The sequence below is a fragment of the Allostigmatella hybrida genome, from assembly GCF_020103775.1.
Lineage (GTDB): Bacteria > Myxococcota > Myxococcia > Myxococcales > Myxococcaceae > Hyalangium > Hyalangium aurantiaca.
In genome coordinates, this window is record NZ_JAHXBH010000001.1 from 1243338 (window position 1) to 1263151 (window position 19814).

18 protein-coding genes are annotated in these 19814 nt (G+C 72.2%); 6 read left to right on the top strand and 12 right to left on the bottom strand.

Features of this window, described 5'->3' with window-relative positions; translation table 11 throughout:
- The first annotated feature begins 47 nt into the window (after nt 1–47).
- Nucleotides 48–3437, top strand: a complete 3390-nt coding sequence (locus KY661_RS05025; protein WP_263436625.1) for a PAS domain-containing protein — start codon at nt 48–50, stop codon at nt 3435–3437.
- 12 nt (nt 3438–3449) lie between these two features.
- Here the strand turns inward: KY661_RS05025 and KY661_RS05035 are convergent, their stop codons facing one another.
- Nucleotides 3450–5837 (bottom strand): ribonuclease H-like domain-containing protein, encoded by a 2388-nt coding sequence (locus tag KY661_RS05035; protein ID WP_225409096.1) that lies wholly within the window; start codon nt 5835–5837, stop codon nt 3450–3452.
- A gap of 241 nt (nt 5838–6078) precedes the next feature.
- Here KY661_RS05035 and KY661_RS05040 point away from each other — a divergent pair, with 241 nt between their 5' ends.
- A complete protein-coding gene (locus tag KY661_RS05040; RefSeq protein ID WP_225409097.1) occupies nt 6079–7812 on the top strand; it encodes a glucosaminidase domain-containing protein in 1734 nt (577 codons plus the stop codon).
- Nucleotides 7813–7990: 178 nt separating this feature from the next.
- Complete coding sequence (locus KY661_RS05045) at nt 7991–8410, top strand: nuclear transport factor 2 family protein (protein WP_225409098.1); 420 nt, start codon at nt 7991–7993, stop codon at nt 8408–8410.
- Between the two features lies 1 nt (nt 8411).
- On the opposite strand, the gene KY661_RS05050 is transcribed toward KY661_RS05045, so the two are convergent.
- The 5 genes from KY661_RS05050 to KY661_RS05070 all read right to left on the bottom strand — a co-directional run bounded on the left by KY661_RS05050 (nt 8412) and on the right by KY661_RS05070 (nt 11143).
- Complete coding sequence (locus KY661_RS05050; protein ID WP_225409099.1) at nt 8412–9062, bottom strand: hypothetical protein; 651 nt, start codon at nt 9060–9062, stop codon at nt 8412–8414.
- Nucleotides 9062–9859 (bottom strand): hypothetical protein, encoded by a 798-nt coding sequence (locus tag KY661_RS05055; protein ID WP_225409100.1) that lies wholly within the window; start codon nt 9857–9859, stop codon nt 9062–9064. Before KY661_RS05055 ends, KY661_RS05050 begins: the two co-directional genes overlap by 1 nt.
- Nucleotides 9860–9867: 8 nt before the next feature.
- Nucleotides 9868–10413 carry a hypothetical protein gene (locus KY661_RS05060; protein ID WP_225409101.1) on the bottom strand — a complete coding sequence of 182 codons (546 nt, stop codon included), beginning with the start codon at nt 10411–10413 and terminating at the stop codon, nt 9868–9870.
- A gap of 133 nt (nt 10414–10546) precedes the next feature.
- The gene (locus KY661_RS05065; RefSeq protein ID WP_225409102.1) at nt 10547–10939 is read right to left on the bottom strand and encodes a hypothetical protein; all 393 of its coding nucleotides are present in this window, start codon (nt 10937–10939) and stop codon (nt 10547–10549) included.
- Nucleotides 10940–10951: 12 nt separating this feature from the next.
- Nucleotides 10952–11143: a hypothetical protein gene (locus KY661_RS05070; protein WP_225409103.1), complete on the bottom strand. Its 192-nt coding sequence runs from the start codon at nt 11141–11143 to the stop codon at nt 10952–10954.
- A 367-nt stretch (nt 11144–11510) separates the two neighbouring features.
- Here KY661_RS05070 and thiD point away from each other — a divergent pair, with 367 nt between their 5' ends.
- Nucleotides 11511–12335: a bifunctional hydroxymethylpyrimidine kinase/phosphomethylpyrimidine kinase gene (gene thiD / locus KY661_RS05075; protein WP_225409104.1), complete on the top strand. Its 825-nt coding sequence runs from the start codon at nt 11511–11513 to the stop codon at nt 12333–12335.
- A 190-nt stretch (nt 12336–12525) separates the two neighbouring features.
- Nucleotides 12526–12810, top strand: a complete 285-nt coding sequence (locus tag KY661_RS05080) for a hypothetical protein (protein WP_225409105.1) — start codon at nt 12526–12528, stop codon at nt 12808–12810.
- 10 nt (nt 12811–12820) lie between these two features.
- On the opposite strand, the gene KY661_RS05085 is transcribed toward KY661_RS05080, so the two are convergent.
- The 5 genes from KY661_RS05085 to KY661_RS05105 all read right to left on the bottom strand — a co-directional run bounded on the left by KY661_RS05085 (nt 12821) and on the right by KY661_RS05105 (nt 18012).
- Entirely contained in the window at nt 12821–13993 is a 1173-nt protein-coding gene (locus KY661_RS05085; protein ID WP_225409106.1) for a CBS domain-containing protein, read from the bottom strand.
- Nucleotides 13994–14195: 202 nt separating this feature from the next.
- On the bottom strand, nt 14196–15311 hold the full coding sequence (locus KY661_RS05090; protein WP_225409107.1) for an ArsA family ATPase: 1116 nt from the start codon (nt 15309–15311) through the stop codon (nt 14196–14198).
- A complete protein-coding gene (locus tag KY661_RS05095) occupies nt 15308–16252 on the bottom strand; it encodes an ArsA-related P-loop ATPase (RefSeq protein ID WP_225409108.1) in 945 nt (314 codons plus the stop codon). Before KY661_RS05095 ends, KY661_RS05090 begins: the two co-directional genes overlap by 4 nt.
- A gap of 180 nt (nt 16253–16432) precedes the next feature.
- Nucleotides 16433–17116 (bottom strand): hypothetical protein, encoded by a 684-nt coding sequence (locus KY661_RS05100; protein ID WP_225409109.1) that lies wholly within the window; start codon nt 17114–17116, stop codon nt 16433–16435.
- Nucleotides 17117–17187: 71 nt separating this feature from the next.
- The gene (locus KY661_RS05105; RefSeq protein ID WP_225409110.1) at nt 17188–18012 is read right to left on the bottom strand and encodes a GNAT family N-acetyltransferase; all 825 of its coding nucleotides are present in this window, start codon (nt 18010–18012) and stop codon (nt 17188–17190) included.
- Nucleotides 18013–18069: 57 nt separating this feature from the next.
- Between KY661_RS05105 and KY661_RS05110 the strand changes: the two genes are divergently transcribed.
- On the top strand, nt 18070–19092 hold the full coding sequence (locus KY661_RS05110) for an ROK family protein (protein ID WP_225409111.1): 1023 nt from the start codon (nt 18070–18072) through the stop codon (nt 19090–19092).
- 23 nt (nt 19093–19115) lie between these two features.
- Here KY661_RS05110 and KY661_RS05115 read toward each other — a convergent pair whose 3' ends face one another.
- A complete protein-coding gene (locus KY661_RS05115; RefSeq protein ID WP_225409112.1) occupies nt 19116–19763 on the bottom strand; it encodes a hypothetical protein in 648 nt (215 codons plus the stop codon).
- Between the last annotated feature and the right edge of the window lie 51 nt (nt 19764–19814).

Genomic DNA, 19814 nt, shown 5'->3' on the forward strand with positions numbered 1-19814 from the left:
CCACCGTCATGGACCCATCAAGCGCAACGCCACCCCTGGTGGGCTCAATGGGATGGGAGTTCCTCCTCGAGACCCTCCCCGATGCGGTGCTCGTGCTGGATTCCGACTGGCGCATCCGCGCCCTCAACACGGTGGCCGAGGGCATCATCGGCCGCACCCGGGACGCGCTGGTCGGGCGCAACCTGTGGGCGGAGCTGCCGGACCTGTCGGCGGCCCCCTTGGGGGCGGCCCTGCGCGCGGCCCAGGCCAGCGGCGAGCGCAGCACGCACACCGGCCCCTTCGCGCCCTTTGGCGCGTGGTTCGAGGCGCGGCTCGTTCCCCAGGCCGGGGAACTGGTGGTCTTCATCCGGGATGTCTCGCCGCTGCACGAGGCGGAGCTGGAGCGGAGCCGGCTGGTGGCCGCCGAGCGCGCCGCGTCCGAGCGGGCCGAGCAGGCCGCGCACCGGCTCACACGCCTGCAGGAGTTCACCGCGCGCCTGTCCGCCGCGCGCTCACCGGAGGAGGTGACGCAGCAGACGGTGGCGAGCGCCATGGCGGCGGTGGGCGCGACGCTGGCCATGGTGGGCGTGCCCACCGAGACGCTGCGCACCCTGCGCGTGGCGGCCTGCCAGGGCGCGCCCTCGCACGTCCTCAGGGAGTACCAGGTGCTGCCGCTGGACGCGCCGCTGCCCATGTCGGTGGCCTTCCAGGGCGAGGCGGAGTGGGTGGAGTCCCCCGAGGCGCTGGGGGCGCGCTACCCCGGGCTGGCGAAGACGCTCGCGGGCAACGCGGTGGCGCACGCGCTGGCGAGCCTGCCGCTGGCGGTGGAGGGGCGGGTGCTGGGGGTGCTGACGCTGTGCTACCCCGAGCCGCGCGCCTTCACGGCGGAGGAGCGGGAGTTCCTGCTGGCCCTGGCCCGGCACAGCGCGCTGGCGCTGGACCGGGCGCGGCTCCTGGCGGAGGGCGAGACGCAGCGCGCGCGGTTGGAGGAACTGGTGATGTGCGCCCCGGCGGTGGTGTCCGTCACGCGCGGCTCGGGGCACCGCTACGTGCTGTGCAACCCGCGCTACCGGCAGCTCCTGGGGGGCAAGGACCTGACGGGCATGTCCGCGCGCGAGGCCGTGCCCGTGCTGGAGGGCCAGGGCGTCTTCGAGGCGATGGACCGGGTGTACGAGACGGGGGAGCCCTTCATCAGCAAGGAGTTCCCGGTGCGGCTGGGGCCCAAGTCGGACGTGCCCTCCGAGGCCTTCTTCGACTTCGTCCACCAGCCGCTGCGCGACTCGGACGGGCGGGTGGAGGGCATCGCCACGTTCGCCTTCGACGTGACGGACCAGGTGCTGGCGCGGCGCACGGTGGAGGAGCTGCTGCGGGACATGGCGCGCAGCGAGGAGCGCTTCCGCGCGTTCCTCACCGCCACCTCGGAGATCATCTGGGACATGCCGCCCCAGGGCGGGTTCGACTCGGATCAGCCCGGCTGGCGGGCCTTCACGGGCCAGTCGCGCGAGGCGCTGCTGGGCTGGGGCTGGCTGGACGCGGTGCACCCGGAGGACCGGCAGGCCACGCAGCAGGCCTGGCGCGACGCGGTGAAGGCGGGCACGCTCTTCCAGAACGAGGTGCGGCTGCGGCGGCATGACGGGATGTACCGCCACATGCAGATGCGCGCGGTGCCGGTGCTGGAGCTGGACGGCACGGTGCGCGAGTGGGTGGGCATCCACCGCGACATTACCCGCCAGCGCGAGGATGAGGTGGAGCGGGCGCGGCTGCTGTCGCGCGAGCAGCGGCACCGGGCGCAGCTCCAGGGGCTGGCGGCGGCGTCACTGGCCATTGGCCAGGCGGCCTCGCTGGACGCGGTGCTCCTGGTCATCACCGAGCAGGCGCGCGAGCTCATCGGCGCGCACCAGTCCGTCACCAGCCTGACGACGGGCGAGGACGGGGCGCAATCCATCAGCGCGGTGTCGCTGTCGGAGAAGTACTCGCAGTACCGGGGGTACTCGCCGCGGGCGGACGGCTGGGGGTTCTCGGCGCAGGTGTGCCGGACGAACCGGCCCCTGCGCATGGCGCAGCCGGAGCTGGAGGCGCACCCGGCGTGGCGGAGCATCGGCAAGTCCGAAGCGGAGCACCCGCCCCCGCGCGGGTGGCTCGCGGTGCCGCTGGTGGGCAGCAGCGGCAGCAACCTGGGGCTCATCCAGCTGTCGGACCGGCACGAGGGGGACTTCACCGCGGAGGACGAGGCCATCCTGGTGCAGCTGGCGCGCATGGCCTCGGTGGCCATCGAGAACGCGCGGCTGATGGCGGAGTCCCAGGCGGCCAACCGCGCGAAGGACGAGTTCCTGGCGGTGATGAGCCACGAGCTGCGCACGCCGCTGACGGCGGTGCTGGGCTGGACGCAGATGCTGCGCACGCGCCGCAGCGACGCGGCCATCCAGGAGAAGGGGCTGGATGTCATCGAGCGCAACGCGCGCTCGCTGGCGCAGCTCATCGAGGACGTGCTGGACGTGTCGCGCATCCTCACGGGCAAGCTGACGCTGCACCAGCGCGCGGTGGACCTGGCCGGCGTGGTGCAGGCGGCGGTGGAGGTGGTGCGGCCCCGGGCGGAGCAGAAGGGCGTGACGCTGGTGCTGGAGGCGGTGGGGGGCGGGGGGATGGTGACGGGAGACCCGGGGCGGCTGCAGCAGGTGTTCTGGAACCTGCTGGTGAACGCGGTGAAGTTCACCCCGGCGGGCGGGCGGGTGGAAGTGCGGATGGAGCGGGACAACGCCGAGTGGCGGGTGTGGATCAAGGACTCGGGCCAGGGCATCCGGGTGGAGGCGCTGCCGCACCTCTTCGAGCGCTTCTGGCAGGCGGACGGCAGCAGCACGCGGGAGCACGGCGGGCTGGGGCTGGGGCTGGCCATCGTGCGGCACCTGGTGGAGCTGCACCGGGGCGAGGTGGAGGCGGAGAGCGCGGGGCTGGGCCATGGCTCCACCTTCACGGTGCGCCTGCCGGTGCCGGCCCTGCTGCCCGAGCCGGAGCGCGCGGCCTCCGCCGCGGAGGGCGGGGTGCCCCAGGTGCGGCTGGACGGGGTGCGCGTGCTGCTGGTGGAGGACGCGGAGGACGCGCGCGAGCTCATCGCCCTGCTGCTGAGGGACCGGGGCGCGCAGGTGCGCGCGGTGGTCAACGCCCGGGAGGCGATGGAGAGCCTGGAGGCGGACTTGCCGGACGTGGTGGTGTCGGACATCGGCCTGCCGGGCGAGGACGGCCATGCCCTGCTCAAGCGGATGCGGGCGTGGGCGGAGGCGAAGGACCAGTGGCTGCCGGCCATCGCGCTGACGGCGTACGCGGGGGCGGAGGACGCGCGGCGGGCCTACCGGGCGGGCTTCCAGGTCCACATGGCCAAGCCGCTGGAGTCGGACGCGCTGGTGGAGTCCGTGGCCCGGCTGGCGGCGCGGGACCGGGAGGCGGGGCCGCACGCGGGTTGAGCGGGCGGGCCCTCAGGAGGGCAGGGTGGCCGGATCGAACAGCACCGTGAGGATGGGCCGGGCCTGGTCCAGCCGCGGTGCGAAGAGGGAGAGCTGCCCGGGGTCGGCGAACACCGCCGCGAAGTCCTCGGGGGTGAGCGCCCGGACGAGCCGGGCCGCGAACGTCTCGCGCAGCTGCCGGACGTAGTAATCGGCGTCGTAGTCCCGGGGATCGCTGCCCGCGCTTGTCTCCGCGTCCGGCAGCAGCCCCGCGCGGCCCCCGGATGCACGGTAGACGCGGACGTGCTCGCCGGGCGTCCACTCGGTCCGCCCGCTGGCCAGCACGGCCTCGTAGGGCAGCTCCCGCCGGCGCTCGCGGAGGGCGAGGTACTGGGGGGCGTCCTTCGTCAGCCGGACCTTTGCCGTGACGGCCAGGGTGGGCAGCGCCCGCCGGCGCAGCGCCGTCACGGTCTCGACGAAGACGTTCCTCACCCCGGTGAGGTCTCCGGCCAGCAGGCAGCGCAGGGCCCGGCGCAGGAAGTCCTCGCCGAAGGGCTCCGCCCGGCTGGAGCGGAACGCCACGCCCCGGAGCAGCAGCGAGCCGTCATACGTCTGGAGCGCGTAGTTCTTTGGCTCGTGCGAGAGCATGGCGGCATAGCGCCCATCGAAGGAGAGCTTCACGAGGGGCGGCAGCAGCGCGGCCACCTCGGAGACCACCCGGCGCTCGTCGGCCTCGCCCCAGCCGTCGGGCACGGCGAAGTACACCCCGTCCGTGTCGGCCTCCAGGAGCGTGACGCCGCGCCGGGCCAGCTCGCGGCACAGCAGCCCCAGCACCTCGCGGCCGTGGCGTGTCACGTCGTTGGCGGCGTGGACGTCCGAGAAGCGCGTGAGCCCGGCGGCGCCCAGGTAGCCATAGGCCGAGTTGACGAGGATCTTCATCGCGGCGGAGAGCGCCTCGTGCGTGTGGCGCTCGGGGGAGCCGGGGGCGGCGGCCTGGCCCTGGGCCTTGGCGGCCAGCCGCTGCTCCACGAGCCGGTCCACCAGCGCGAGCAGCACGCCCAGCCGGTCCCGCTGGGGGCGGATCCGGTACTGGCGCATCAGGGACGGGTACATGCTCGCGACGTCGGCCTTCACCACCCGCTGGGCCACGCCCGTGGCGAACAGGTGGAGGGCCGCGCCGCTGTGCGGGGTTCCATCCCCGGGCGCGTGGGCGGGGAGCGCGGCGCCCGAGCGGAGGTAGGCGCGCACGAGGAGCGGATCAATCACGCCGGTGGCAGGGCCCGCGTCCGCGAGGCGCTCGTAGCGGCGCGGGGCCAGGCGGGCCAGGGCGAAGGCCGCGCCCCCGAGCAGGCGCGCCAGGCCCGCGGCCTCCGACACGTCCTCGCGGGCATAGCGCCGCACGCGCTCGGGATCCTGGAGGAACACCTCGTGGACGCGGGGGCCGGGGATGAGCTCGCGCTCGGGGCCCGAGAGGCCGAAGTGCCGGGCGACGGCCTTGAGCCCATGGCCGGGCAAGTCCCGCGCGGAGAAGTCGTGGCGGAGCACGGCGTCCATCGTGTCGATGAGCTCGCGGCCGGGCATCGTGTAGCGCATGCGGCGCATCGGATCCTGGGCGCGCCCCGCGGGCCCCCGTCCCAGGGAGGCGCCCCGGGAGGCGGGGCGCTGCCGCAGTCCGGGCGCTCCATCCCGTCCCAGCGCGAGCGGGACGCCGAGCCGCCGGGCGCGGTGGACGAGGAAGGGCAGGTCGAAGCCGTGCAGGTTGTGGTTCTCGATGACGTCGGGATCACACGCGCGGATGCGGGCGGCGAGCCGCTGGAGCAGCTCGGCCTCGGCCGCATCGCCTGGGCCCTGGGCCTCGAGCGTCTCGGCCTGGCCCTCGGGGGTTCTCACGGCCACGAGGAAGATCCGGTCCTGCTGGGGATCGAGCCCGGTCGTCTCGAGATCGAACTGCAAGCGGTGCAGCGCATCGAAGCCGAGGCCCCGGAAGTACGTGCGCCCGGAGGCGGTGAGGTACTGCTCCTCCGGGGGCAGCGAGAGCACGGTGTCCTCGGGCAGCTCCCGCACGTGCCCGAAGGGGCGGCCGAGGCGGCGCGAGGCGCCCTGGAGCACGGCCGACGCCAGCATCCGCCCATCCTCCGCATGCACCAGGTAGCGGAGCGCCCCGGGCCCCTCCAGCGCTTGATAGGAGACGGGGGCGGGCCCCTCGGCCTCGGGACGCAGCCGAGGGCCCAGGTGGGACAGGTCCTCTAATGAGGACAGGAGCAGCCAGGGGCGGAACCGCACCTCTTCGCGCACCAGCGCGCCCGTCCCGGGCAGCCGCCGCCACACGGTGACGCGGCCATCGGGCTCTGCCCACACCGAGACGATGCCGGGGGTCGGGTCCCAACCCCAGAGCCACTCATCCTCAAAGGTGGGCGTCACCGGGCCGTCCTTAGCCGGGAGCCTCGCGGCCTCGCAACGTCTCCGGAAACGTACGGGCTTGTAGGCGGATGGGCGTCCATGTCGCTGAAAACACAGGGGTTTGGAGGCATTTAACCCCTCTAAAACGAGGAAAACCCGCGTTTGGACAGCCAAGTGGGAATGATCCGCGGGGGGGGCGCAACCAAAAGGCGCTTTGAACGACAATCAGGGAGCGATTCACTTTTTTAAAGAGGGCCTCTCTTTGACCACCACGTCTTCTGTGAAGCCGAGCACCTATTCCGTTCGCAGCGGTGACACCCTCAACAAGCTGGCGGAGCGCTTTGGGACCACCGCCACCGCGCTGGCGCAGAAGAACGGCATCTCGAACCCGAATCAGATCAAGGCCGGCCAGAAGCTCGTCATCCCGGACAGCTTCGAGGCGGCCCCCGCCGCCCAGCCCTCCCGCGCGGCCAACACCACCACCGCGGCCAACACCACCGCCGCCGGTCCTGTCCGGGACAGCAACGGCCGCTCGTTCCCCACGTCGAGCGATGGCACGCCCATGTTCAAGCAGGGCGACGCCGAGTGGGGCAGCCGCACCCTGGGCAAGAGCTCCAGCGTGGGCGCCGCCGGCTGCGCCATGACGGCCACCGCCATGGCGGTCAGCAAGATCTCCGGGAAGACCATCAACCCCGGCCAGATGGACGCCTGGCTGGACAAGAACGGCGGCTACTCCGGCAACGGCCTGAACTGGGACAAGGCGGCCCAGATGGGTGGCCTGCACGCCAGCAGCGCGGCGTGGAACCTGGACACCATCAACAAGCAGGTGGACGCGGGCCGCCCGGTGGTGGTCGGCGTGGACTACAAGGCCGGCAGCAACGGCGGCGCCAACGGCACCGACCACTGGATCGCCATCACCGGCCGAGGCCAGGAGAACGGCAAGCCCGTCTACTACGCGAATGATCCGGCCACCGGCAAGCAGATCACCCTGAGCCAGGAAGGCAACACGCTCAAGGGCGGCCCCCAGGGCTACAAGACGACCGGCCAGCTGCGCACGTTCTCGGGCGGCAACCCCCCGCGCCCGGGCACCGTGGCCCAGCCCCCCGCGGGCGGCCAGACCCCGAGCACCGGCGGCACCACGGCCCCCACCACCCCCACCACCCCCGCGGCCGGCGACGGCTCGCTGAAGGGCACGACGCTGCCCGCCGGTCACCTGAAGCCCGGCTCCAAGGGTGCGGGCGTGCAGCAGCTCCAGGACGCGCTCGTGAAGACGGGCTACATGACGAAGGCGCAGGTGGCCACGGGCCCCGGCATCTTCGGCCCGAAGACCGAGGCGGCGCTCAAGAAGTTCCAGGCGGACCACGGCGTGGAGGCCATCGGCGAGTACGGCCCGAAGACCCGCGCGGCCTTCGAGAAGCTCGGCGCGAAGATCGGCGGCGCCACGGGTGGCACGCCCAGCACCGGCACCCCGAGCACCGGTACGCCGAGCACCGGCACCCCGAGCACCGGCGGCGTGACGGGCCCGCTGCCCAAGACGGGCAACGCGTTCATGGACAAGATGGCGGCCGACGCCATCAAGAGCCAGCGTGAGACGGGCGTGCCCGCCTCGGTGACGCTGGCGCAGGCGGCGCTGGAGAGCGGCTGGGGCAAGTCGGGCCTGTCGACGAAGGGCAACAACTTCTTCGGCATCAAGGGCAAGGGCCCCGCGGGCAGCGTCACCATGCCGACGAAGGAGTTCCTCAACGGCAAGTGGGTGACGGTGGACGCGCCCTTCCGCAAGTACAACTCGCCGGCCGAGTCCTTCGCGGACCATGGCAAGTTCCTGCGCGAGAACAAGCGCTACGCCGAGGCCTTCAAGCACACGGGCGACGCGGAGCGCTTCGCGAAGGAGATCCACAAGGCCGGCTACGCCACGGACCCTGAGTACTCGAACAAGCTCATCGGGATGATCAACAAGTACGGCCTGGAGCGCTTCGACGCGATCGGCCGCCAGTAAGCGGCAGACAGGCCCCTGAAGTCATGAGGACCGCGTACCCCGGAGCAGGGGGCCGCGGTCCTTGCCTTTTGGGGGGCCCAGGCGCTGCCTGCCTGGCTGGGTGGGAGGGGGGCCAGCAGCGGGGGAGGCCGGGCCGGAGCCACATGCGCACCCTTGAGGCTGCAAAGGAGCGACAGCGATGGATCGAGCGCAGCGGTTCGTGGACGCACTGGCGAAGCTGGAAGAGAACGGAGAGCTGGAGACGCTGGTCTCGCTCTTCGCCGAGGATGCGCAGGTGAGCAACGCGGCCTCCTCGCACCGGTTCTCGGGCCAGGACGGGGCGCGGGAGTTCTGGCGCCACTACAAGGGCACGCTGAAGCAGGTGAAGTCCACCTTCCGGAACATGATCGAATCCGGGGACCGGGTGGCGCTGGAGTGGGAGTCCAGCGGCACGGCCCACAACGGCAAGGCGGTGAGCTACGAGGGCGTCTCCATCATCGAGTGGGATGGAGAGCTCATCAGCCGCTTCTACGCCTACTTCGATCCGGAGCTGCTGGGGCGGGAAATCACGGACGGGGTGGCGCCGCGCTCGGAGCCTCCCGCGACGACGCCCGCGTAGCTCAGGCGGCGCGGACTTCCTCCAGGGTGCGGCACAGCTCATCAATGGTGTCGGTGAGCTCGCGGGCGCGGCCGGCCGCATGGGCGGTGGCGCCCTCGTACCGCAGCAGGGTGAGGCGCGTGGCCAGCTCTCCGGCGCGGGCCAGCGCCCGCTCCAGGTCCGCCCGGGCCTGGGCGCGCAGGCCCTCCAGGCGCGCGAGGTGGGCCAGCCGCTCGCGGAGGATGTCGGCCACGGGCTGGGCATCGGCGTGGGCCTCCAGGGCGGCCAGCTCCCGGGCCAGGGCCTTGCCATCGTGCGCGGGCAGGGCCAGCACGGCGTCCAGCTCGGCGAGCCGCTGGGCGGCGGCGCGCAGCGTGGTGCCCAGCACGCGCACCCGGTGGGTCTCCAGCGTCAGGGGGTCTCCCAGCTCGCGGCCGAGCCGCTGGAGCGCGTCGTGGAGCGTGGCCTCGGCGGCCTCGATGCGGCCCCCCTCACAGCCCGGGGAGGCCGCGGGCGCGCTGGGCAGCAACACGGGAAGAAAGAGGGGCCAGAGACAGGCCTGGAGGCCCAGGCGGGCAATGCCCACGAGGCCGGGGCGGCCGGTGCGCCCGAGCAGGGTGGCCACCGCGATGCCCGCGAGTGCGTAGGCCCCCAGGGTGACCAGGGCGATCATCAGAGGGACTCCTGGGCCGGGGAGGCCTCCGTGCTGAACTCCAGGGACTCGGGCTCGGGGCGGCCGCCGTCGAGGGAGTCGAGGTTGGAGCGCAGGAGGGTGGTGGCGGCATCGAAGGCGCTGCTCTCCAGGGGGCGGAAGGCCACGGTGGGGCTGCCGGGGGTGCCGACGAAGGGGCGCACCACCCAGGCCATTTGCATGCCGGCCATGCCGTAGAGGGCGGTCCACGCGAGCAGGTGCAGGACGGTGCGGCCCTGGACGCGAAGGGCCTCCACGAGCACCCAGATGCCCCGCAGGGCCGCGAAGCCCAGGAACACGAGGCTGCCGAGCATGACGTGGAAGTAGCCCGTGGGCGGGTGGTTCACGGTGTTGGCGAAGACGAGCCACACGGGGCACAGGCCCAGCAGGGTGAGGCCGGTGGTGCCCAGGGCCACGAGCGCCTCGCACACGGCCTGGAGCGCGCTGAGGCGTGCCCCCAGCAGACGTCCATAGACGTGGAGGGCGGGAAGACACACGGCGAGGCTGCCGAGCCCCACGAGCATGAGCTTGGGCGCGGCGGCGAGGCCCGCCAGCGGCGAGCGGGTAAAGCCCAGCAGGAAGCCAAAGGCGCCAAAGCCCGCGAGGGCACAGACGGCGAGGCGCAGGGGCAGCTCCCGGAGATCGGGGCCTCCGGCCTGGACCTGGGCAATCAGGACGGAGGGGTTGCGCAGCAGCAGCTCGGCGGTGCGAAGCATGCCGGTGGGGGCCAGGGCGAGCGGGGAGGACAGGGGCTCAGGGGCAGGGGTGACGGAGGACATGGCGGGCCTCAGGACAGGGAGAGCCCGGCGCCATGGGCGCACTGGGCGAAGGTGATGGCGTGAAGGCCGAGGAAGGCGAGCCGGGGGAAGCCGGTGAGCGAAGCGCCCTGGCGCTGGAGGGCCTGGACGAACGCGTGAACGCAGCTGAAGAGGGCCAGGGCGGTGAAGAGGAACGCGAGGACGGAGCTGATCCGCGACTCGGGGGCGGTGGCGGCGAAGAACCAGAGGATGGGCGTGGTGGAGGCGAGGCACAGCCCCAGGGTGTGGACGGCGTCCCGGGCGGCGTGAAGACAGTGGCTGGCGCCGACGTGGGGATGGCGCGTGGCCCAGAGGATGTAGAGGGCCGGGAGGCAGAGCGCCCAGGACAGCAGGGTGACGGCGGGAAGCGCGAAGGCCCACGAGAGGTGGGTGAGGCTCGCGCCCTCATGGCTGACGGCGGTGCGCAGGGCGAAACCGAAGAGGGCGGTGCCCCCGAGGCCCACGGCCAGCGGGCGCACCGAGGGCAAGGACAGCGGGGGCGCACCGCCGAGCGTGGCGAGTGAGAAGGACGGCATGGGGGCTCCGTTCAAAGAGGACGGGAGCGCCCTTGTGCACCTTCAGGGCCAGCGCCTGCCTCAGAGGGGAGCGGGCAAGCCCCGTGGCCCACCAGCCATACCCCTGCGTCCAGCGGGCCGCACGCAGCGGGCTTTATACGTCTGAAGGCCGCACTGGCTCTTCGAGTTCCTTGGCAGAAGGGGAGGGGATCAACTGGGGCTTTCCGCTGGCGTCTTTCCAGACGGCATAGCGCTTTCCGCTGACTTCGATCTGGGCTCCAGGAGCGGGCGAAGACTGACTCAACCAGTCCAGAGCCTGGCCCATGCTGGAGAAGTCTTGCTCGGCATGCGCTGGGCGGTGGGCGGGTGCCTTCACGTCGCGAAGGTATTCGCGGAACGCCGCGAACTGGTCCGTCGAGTAGAGGAAGTGAAGCGCATAGGTTGTGAGCTCAAGCGCCGCCTGCGCATCCGGGGAGGCGTGCTGGGCCACCTCCGCGACGGCACGGCAGGTGGCCTCGAAATCGAAATCCTCGAGCTGCTTCGTCACGGTGAAGCTCCTTCAGAGTGCAGCAAGTGGCACCAGGACAATGGCGCCTGCACCACCGCTGACGGCCACGAACGCCACGCCAGCGACCAGGACGATGGTGCTACCGATGAGGAGCTCTTTCCGATGCCGCTCGAGCCAGGCCCTCGCGGTCGTGATGTCTGGAAAGGTGAGGGGCTGCGCCTCAAGGTTCTTGAGGCATTCCATGTACTCCGCTCGGCACTTCTGGGTGCAATACTTGTCGTGGCCTTTGTCTCCGCGGGTGATGGGATAGGGCGGTGGGGTATTCCAGCATCGCCTGAAGCATTCGAGATGTTCCTGGTGGCAATCGCGAGAACCCCCAGCGGTGTAGACGATGCCGGACCCGGGGGAAGAATGACGGGCTTGCGCCGGTGACGGTTCGCTGGAGGCTCCCGTGTGCGAGGGCCGGGAACTGCTGCAGGCCGCCAGAAGACTGAGGACGGCTGCGGCCCCAACGGATCGGAAGCCTGGCGGCCAAGCACCACTGGACATGCGTTGCCCCCACGGGAGGTGTCCCTGTGTATCTTCTCCCCTTCAGGAGGAAGTGACGAGGATGGAAACCCCCAGGAAGGTGGCAACGGCCCTCACCATCGCGGGTTCGGACAGTGGTGGCGGCGCGGGCATCCAGGCGGACCTGCGCACCTTCGCGTTCCACCGCGTCCATGGCACCAGCGCGCTGACCGCCGTCACCGCGCAGAACACGCAAGGGGTCAGCCGCGTGGACGTGATGCCCGCCATGGCCGTTGCCGCCCAGGTCGAAGCGGTGGCCACGGACATCGGCGTGGACGCCCTCAAGACGGGCATGCTCGTCAATCAGCAGATCATCATCTCCGTGGCCCACCAGGTGCGCGCCCTGAAGCTCCGCCCGCTCGTGGTGGATCCCGTCATGGTCTCCCGCGCCGGCTCCCAGCTCATCGATGACCATGCCATCGGCGCCCTGCGCGAGCTGCTCTTGCCCCTGGCCACCGTCGTCACCCCCAACCGCCACGAGGCGCAGCTCCTCGCGGGCGTGGAGCTCCACACCCTGGAGGACATGCGCGAGGCCGCGCGCCGCATCCACCGGCTCGGCGCCCAGTCGGTCCTCATCAAGGGCGGCAGCATGCCCGGCCCCCTGTGCGGCACCGACGTCTGGTTCGATGGCATGCAGTTCGAGACGCTGAGCCTGGGCTTCGTGGAGACCCCCAACACCCACGGCACCGGCTGCACGCTGTCGGCGGCCCTCACCGCGCACCTGGCCCTCGGGCGCTCCGCCCTGGAGGCCACGCGGCTCGCCAAGGCGTATGTCACCGCCGCGCTGCGCCACCCGCTGGCCCTGGGCCACGGCAACGGCCCCTTCAGCCACTTCTTCTCCCTGGGCGATGGGCCCAAGGATGGGTGAAAAGGGACACCCCTTTTCCGTCAGCAGGTCAAGAAAGACCTGTGGTTTCGTGTAAAGCGGAATAGCACTGTGTGGTTTTGAGGTCGGCTAAAGCCGCGAAAAGACGGCGAAACCTTGGAGCGTGCGCGTCGGATGGTGAGCAGTTGTTGGCCCTGCAATTGCTACAGGCGGGAGGTCCGGAGGTGACGCCATGATGATGACGGGCACCGAGAAGCTGCTCCCCCACGGCTGGAAGCACCCGAACACCTCTCCCTTCGCGGGCCGCATCGTGTCGTCCCTGCCCGTGGTGGACCTGGACCGCGCCTGGGCGCCCGTGAGCATCGTGAAGACGGTCCGGCTCCGGCTGCCGCGCGAGCTGATCTGGCTGACGGGCGGCGAGGAGCGCGAGGGCTACCGCATCCTGGGCCGCCGCATCGCCCCGGACTTCGAGGCCGTGCGCCCCCCGCGCGTCGCTTCTTCGAAGCGCGAGGGGTAAGCCCGGGGTTCTAGAAGAGCCGCTTCCAGAAGGAGCGCCGGGACGAGATGCGCTCCAGCGCCTCCTGCACTTCCTCGTCGTAGTCGGCGCGCTGGGCGATGTCCCCCAGCGAGATGATGCCGATGAGGTGGTCCTCCCGGTCCACCACGGGGATGCGGCGGATCTGCCGCTTGCCCATCAGCTCGATGATGCTGAAGAGCTCCTCGTCCGGGTGGACGCACTCCACATCGTCCGTCATGACGTCCCCGGCGCGGAGCTGGTCCGGCGTCTTGCCGCCCGTGAAGGCCCGGATGACCAGGTCCCGGTCGGTGACGATGCCCACCAGCGCGCCCCCCGCATCCACGATGGGCACGGCGCCGCAGTCCTCGTCCTTCATGAGCTGGGCCACGTCGCGCAGGGCGCTGTCCCGGCGCAGCGTCTTCACCCCCCGCGTCATGATTTCCCGCGCGGTGAGCGGCTCGCGCTGCCAGCCGCGGCGGCCCGTGTCCTGGGGGGCCGTGCTCCGGGTGCCCACGTTCACGCCCATGCCGGGCTGGCCAGGGCTCGCATGCCCCATGCCCAGCAGCGGATCATACCGGCCGGAGGGGGACTGCCCCTGCTCGCTGGAGGCGCCCCGGCGTCCGGAGGCCACCCCCTGGCGGGCCGGGACGCTGTAGTCGCCGTACGGCTGGCCCTGGGTGCCCGCGTATTCCCCGCGGTCCTCGCGCAGGCGGCCCTGCTCGCCGCCGTAGCCCCCGCGGTCCCACGGGCGGTAGTTCTCGTCGCCCGGCTCGCGGCGCATCTCCAGCGAGTGGCGCACGTCCTGCTGGCCCATGCGCCCCGCGTGGCCCATGCCGATGGCGTAGCGGTCATCCCGGTCGTCCTGTCCGTAGGGGCCCGAGGGGCCGCCGTAGCCCAGCTCCCGCGGGCTGCCCGGGCCTTGCGTGCTGGTGCGCGGCTGCGCCATGCGCATCGCGGCGGCGCGGTGGAAGCGCCCCTGGCGCTGGGCGTATTCCTCGTCGCGCTCGGGCGCGTAGCCGCTGACACTGGACTCGGAACGCTCACGCGAGCCCGGCGGGGCCGCCTCGGCGGAGCGGGAGGAGACCTCCGTGTCGTGAATGGCGACGGCCCCCACGCCGCCCTGGGGGTTGGGGCGCTGCGTGCGAACGTCGTCCCTGCCGTTGTCCAAGCGTCTGTCGGCCATGGTGGTGCTCTCCAATCGTAGGCGTGGGTGGTCCGCGCCACGAATGGACGGGAGCGGACATGCCAAGGCTGGCGCTTGTGTCCACCTGTACCAAGGGGGGGGCGGGAGCTTGCTCCGCCACTGTCCGCTCACATGCAGGCTGCCCAGCCGGGCAGCCCACCGGTGGACACCGCCTCCGGTCACGGGTCAACGCAGCGGGGGCTCACCTCGCCGCGAGCGACTCGCCCAGCCGCGCCAGGCCCTCGAAGCTCTCCAGCTCTCCACTGGCCTCGGGCGCGGCCACCGCCACGGAGCCCTTGGGCAGGTTCTTCGCCAGCTGCGTGAGCAGCTCCCGGTGCTCCTGGGCCCGGGTCCGCTCGCGCTGGGCGAGCTGCTCCAGCGCGTCCACGCCCGCGCTCGCCGCCGCGTCCCCCGGGGGCACCTGGCGCCGCAAGTCCTGGGGCGTGGGCAGGGACTCCTCCCGCGCCCAGCTCCGGTTGAGCACGTACCCGGCACACGGCAGGCCCCGCTCGGTGAGCGTCTGCTGGAAGTAGCGCACCTCCTCCAGCGCCGCCGCCTCGGGCGAGGTGACGAGCAGGAAGGTGGCCTCCGCCGAGGACAGCCGCTCGCGCAGCCGGTCCGAGCGCAGGCGGATGCCGGCGAACAGGCCGCTCGTGGCGCCGATGAAGGTGCGCAGCTCGCCCGTGAACGTCTCGCCGAAGATGGTGCCCAGCACGTTGCCGATGAGCCGCGTGGCCCGCCGCCACAGGCCCCCGCCGGAGGCCTCCTGGGGGCCGAAGAGCGCCACGATGCGATCATCCAGGAAGCGCGCCAGGCGCCCCGGCGCATCGAGGAAGTCCAGCGCGTGCCGGCTCGGCGGGGTGTCCAGGACGATGAGCTCGTGCTGGCCCTCGTGGATGTACTGGTCGAGCGCCTCGGCGGCCGCGTACTCCTGGATGCCGGCCACCAGCTCCGTCAGGAAGCCATAGAAGCGGTGCTCCAGGATGGAGCGCACCGCCTCGGGCGAGGGGGACAGCCGCCGCACCATGCGCTCGAACACGATGCCCGGGTCCAGCATCCACACATCGAGCTGGCCTGCGCCCGCGGCCTTGCTCCCGTGGAGGATGTGCGGGGCCACGGCGGTGGGCTCCGTGCCGCTCTCGGGCAGGCCCATGGCCTCCGCGAGCCGCCGCGCCGGATCAATCGTCAGCACCAGCACCTTGCGCCCCGCCCGCGCGGCGGCCACGCCCAGCGCCGCCGCCGTCGTCGTCTTGCCCACGCCGCCCGCCCCGCACAGCACGAGCACGCGCTTGTTCCGCAGCACCGCACTCAGGCTCATGGCGTCTCTTTCTGGCTCAGCCGTGCATTCAAGGGGAGGAGGGCCACGGCGAGCTGCTCCACCAGCGCGGGCCCCGAGGCGAGCAAGTCCGGCAGGCACAGCAGCGGCGCGGCGATGCCCTGCTCCAGCCGGGCCCGCGAGGTCTCCGCCACCTCCAGCCGCGACAGGGCCCGGGAGCCCTCATGGGGGCCGCTCGCCGCGAGCAGCTTGCCCAGGGCGGCCCGGGACTCAGGCGTGGGAAAGGGGTTCGCGGGCATGCGGTTGAGCAGCGCGGCGGCCAGGGGCATCCCCAGGCGGCGCACCTCGCCGGCCAGCTGGAGCGCCTCGCTCACCGGCAGGGGCTCGGGCAGCGTGGCCAGCAGCACCGCGGTGCGCACCGGATCCTGCAGGAACTCGAGCCCCTCGCGCACCGCGCGGCCAATGGGCCCGCCGGGCAGGAGCGACAGGATGGCGCGCGGCAGCGAGGCCATGGCCAGCGCGTGCCCGGTGGCCGGCAGGTCCATCACGCACAGCGGGTAGAGGGCACGGCCGTCCGGCCGTGTTTGGCGCACCAGATCCAACATCTGGTACATGAGCCCCAGCTCCCGGAGTGAGGGGCCCGCCTCCAGGAAGCGGCGCAGGGCGCGCGAGCGCAGGGCCGCGTCCGCCATGAGGCGCATGGGCAGCACGTCCTCCAGGAAGCGCCGGTGGCCGGTGGCCGCGGAGATGCGCAGGAAGGACAGGCCGGGCTCCACCGGCGTCACCTCCGTGCCCGGGCCCTTCGCGCCCACCAGGGGGCCCAGCACGGACGGGCCCTCCATGGAGGGGGTGACTTCCGCCAAGAGCACCGTATGGCCCGCGCGCACCGCCGCCCGGGCCAGGGTGGCCGCGAGGGTGCTCTTGCCCACGCCTCCCTTCCCGGAGACCAGCAAGGCCCTTTTGGTCCACAACGCTTCCAGCACCCGACCCCATCCTCTCCGCAGGAGTGCGGCCCCTCAGACTAGGACGGGGCGTGGCCTCACGCACCCTCAAAATCTTGTCACGGGGAGGGACGGATGCCTGTCCCCCCCGCGCACGGCCCGCTCCTGGTGCGGGGGATTGTTCACCAGGAACCGGAGTGTGCGCGGGGAGGGGGCGTGGGCCTAGTTCACCGCCCAGAGCGCGCCGATCTCCTCACATGCGCGCTCCACGTCCTGGAGCCGCCGGAGCGTGGCCCTCGGGGCGCTGAAGAGGTTGCCCGCGAAGACGTCCACCACCTGGATGCGCCGCGGGTCCACCGGCCCCAGCGCCCGCAGGTGCTGCTCGGCGAAGCTCTGCAACAGGGTGGCAACGTACTGCCCGGAGCGCTCGTCCAGCGGGTGCCACTTGGAGAAGTAGAGCTTGAGCAGCCCCACGGTGGGCTGGCCATGCCGGTCCAGGCACTGGAGCACCACCTCGGGCCGCACGTTGATGGTGACGCCGGCCACCTCCAGCACGGGCGGCTCGGTGCCCACGGCGCTCATCACCATGCCGTCCAGCTCCAGCTGGGGCACCAGGGCCGCGAACCGGTCCAGCGCCTCGCTGCACAGCTGCAGCCGCTGGGCCTCGAAGTCCGAGGCGGGCACGGTGGTGAAGAAGCGCTCCTGGTGGGCGCGCAGCACCCCGCCGTTGAGCCCCTCGCACAGGAAGTCGGTGATGGCCTGCGCGGCCTCGGGGTACCGCAGGTACTGCGGGTCACACGGGTGCTTCTGGTCGTGGATGATGCGCTTGCGCCGCGAGGGCGTCGCGGTGAGGTACTCGCCCAGCTTGTTCACCGAAACGCGCGGCGACTCACGGAATTCAGCCATGAAAATTGCCCCTTCGTGTGTCGTTGAGAAGCCACACAGTACAGGGGCGGTCTGACATCTCCGGGGGGGGCTCAGGGGGAGGGGACGAGCCCCTGTCCGGGCTTCGCCAGCGCCACGCGCGAGTAGGCCATGGCGAAGCCCAGCCGGGTCGCGTTGCGCTCGGTGGGAATGCCCGGCCCCGAGGCGATGATGGCCAGGGTGCTGCCCTGCTCCTGGCCCCGCGCCAGCCGCGCGGCGATCAGCGCCTGCTGGATGCCCCGGCGGCGGAACGCGGGCTTCACCGAGGTGCCGAACAGGGACGTGAGCCCGCCGCTCGACTCGCAGCTCCCGGCCCCTGCGGCCTCCTTCCCGACGCGCGCCACGTACGCGGTGGTGCCCGGGTGCTTCACGCTCTTGATGCCCAGCTCCAGGAACACCGGCGACAGGGGCTCGCCCTCGGGCATGAAGCCGCTGCTGGACACCTCCACGAACTCGAGCACCGCCGCCTCGTCCGTGGGGTCCACCTGCTCGATGCGGACGCCCTCCGGCCACCCGTGGGGGAGCTTGCGCAGGTCCTCCCCGGCGCGCAGGGGCCGGTAGAGCACGTTGACGAACTCCCGGAGGACGAAGCCGCGCCGGCCCAGGCTCTCCAGCAGGGCAGGGGGCGCGAAGGGGCTCAGCTCGACCTTGGGCTCCACCCCGCGCGAGGCGAAGAACGCCTCGAGCTCGTCGAGCTGGGCCTCGGTGACGGGCTGGTCGAAGCCGAAGCCACAGGACTTGTTCACATAGGAACCCTGGCCGCCGTAGGCCATCCACCCATCGGCGAGCTCCCGGGACTCCAGGGCCAGCTCCACTGCGGCGGTGCCCTGCTTGCGCTCGAACACTCGGGCGATCTCGACGAAGCTCCATTCGCTCATGCGGCGATACTCCCCGCAGTCGCGGCTGGAACGCGAGGGAAAGCGCTGGAGGCGCGGATGACACGCAGGCCCAAGGAAGACCGGAAGCGGCTGCTCGGGGGGCTGGACCTGGGGGGGACGAAAATCCAGGCCGTGGTGCTGGATGAGCACGGCACCGTCCTGAGCCAGGCCCGCCGCGCCACGCCGCAGGAGGGCGGGCCGCCCGCCATCGTCGAGGCGCTGGCCGCCGCGCTCCAGGACGTGACGCAGCCCCTGGAGCTGGAGCCCTCGGCCCTCACGGGCGTGGGCGTGGGGGCGCCGGGCGCGGTGAACGCCGCCACGGGCACGCTGCTCCAGGCGGGAAACCTGCCGGGCTGGAGCGGGCCCTATGCGCTCGCCGAGGCGCTCACGAAGCGGACCCAGGTGCCGGTGTACCTGGGAAATGACGTGCAGGTGGCGGTGGCGGCCGAGGCCCGGCTGGGCGCGGGGCGCGCCTACCGCTCGCTGCTCGGGGTGTGGTGGGGCACGGGCGTGGGGGGCGGCATCCTCCTGGACGGCCAGCGATGGCTGGGCCGGGGGGCGGCGGGGGAAATTGGCCACACGGTGGTGCGGCGCGGCGGGGCACGGTGCTCGTGCGGCCGGCGCGGCTGCCTGGAGGCGTATGCCGGGCGCGGCGCGATGGAGCGCAAGGCGCGCAAGGCCCTGGAGCGCGGGGAGAAGACGCGCCTGTTCGACACGATGGCGCAGGAGGGCAAGGACCGGCTGACCAGCGGCGTGTGGCTCAAGGCGCTGAAGAAGGGAGACCCCCTGGCGGTGAAGCTCATCGACCGGGCCCTGCGGATGCTGGGCGCCGGCATCGCCTCGGCGGTGAACCTGCTGGACGTGGAGGCGGTCATCCTCGGCGGCGGGCTGGGCACGCGGCTGGGGCTGCCCTACGTGGACCAGCTGCGCGTCCTGATGAAGCCGCACCTGTTCGTCCCGCAGCGGCCGCCGGATCTGCACCTGGCGGGGCTGGGGGAGCTGTCGGGGGCCATCGGCGCGGCGCTGCTGGCCGAGCCCGCGGCGGAAGTCCTCGCCCCCCGGGGGGCCCCGCCCGCCTGACACGGGGCCGGGGCAGGGCCGGCTCACTCCGCCTTCGCGGTCTCATCCTGCCGGCGCTTTGCCTTCGGCTTGCGCACCTCCTCGGGTGGCGGCGGCGCGGCATGCGTGCACGCCAGGAGCGAGGGCGGATCGAAGCAGCCGAGCCGGAAGTTGTCCTGCACGCACTTGCCGCGTGGTGTCTGGGCGCATGCCACCTCCGTGCGGCTCGTCTTGCAGTCATACCCGCAGGCGATGCCCGTGCCCGCCGTGGTGCAGGTGGGCCGTGCCAGCTCCGCGCCGAACTCGTGGATGGTGGTCTCGGAAGGGTCCCAGCACTTCACCTCGCCGAAGTGCTCCCGGCAGACGCCATACGGCGTCCTCGCACAGGCCACCTGGCCCTGGGTGACCAGACAGCGGAAGCCGCAGGCCACCCTGCCCCGCACCTCCTTGCACTCCGGCCGCAGCCCTTCATCGGGGGGGTGGTGGATGCTCGCGGGCAGCGGATCGACGCAATGCACCTCGTCATTGAGGACCGTGCAAGTCCCATACGGTGTGCTCGCACAGCGCACCTGGCGGGAGCTTGTTTGGCAGGCGTAACCACACGCCGTCTCTCCGTTGGCGGACAGACACGTGGGCGGAGGAATCGCGGGCGAGGCCGCGAGCAGGACGGCTCCTAGAAGGATGAATGGCATGGGCACCTCTGGACGAATGCGCAAGAGCCCGAGCGCGACGAGCGAGAGCCT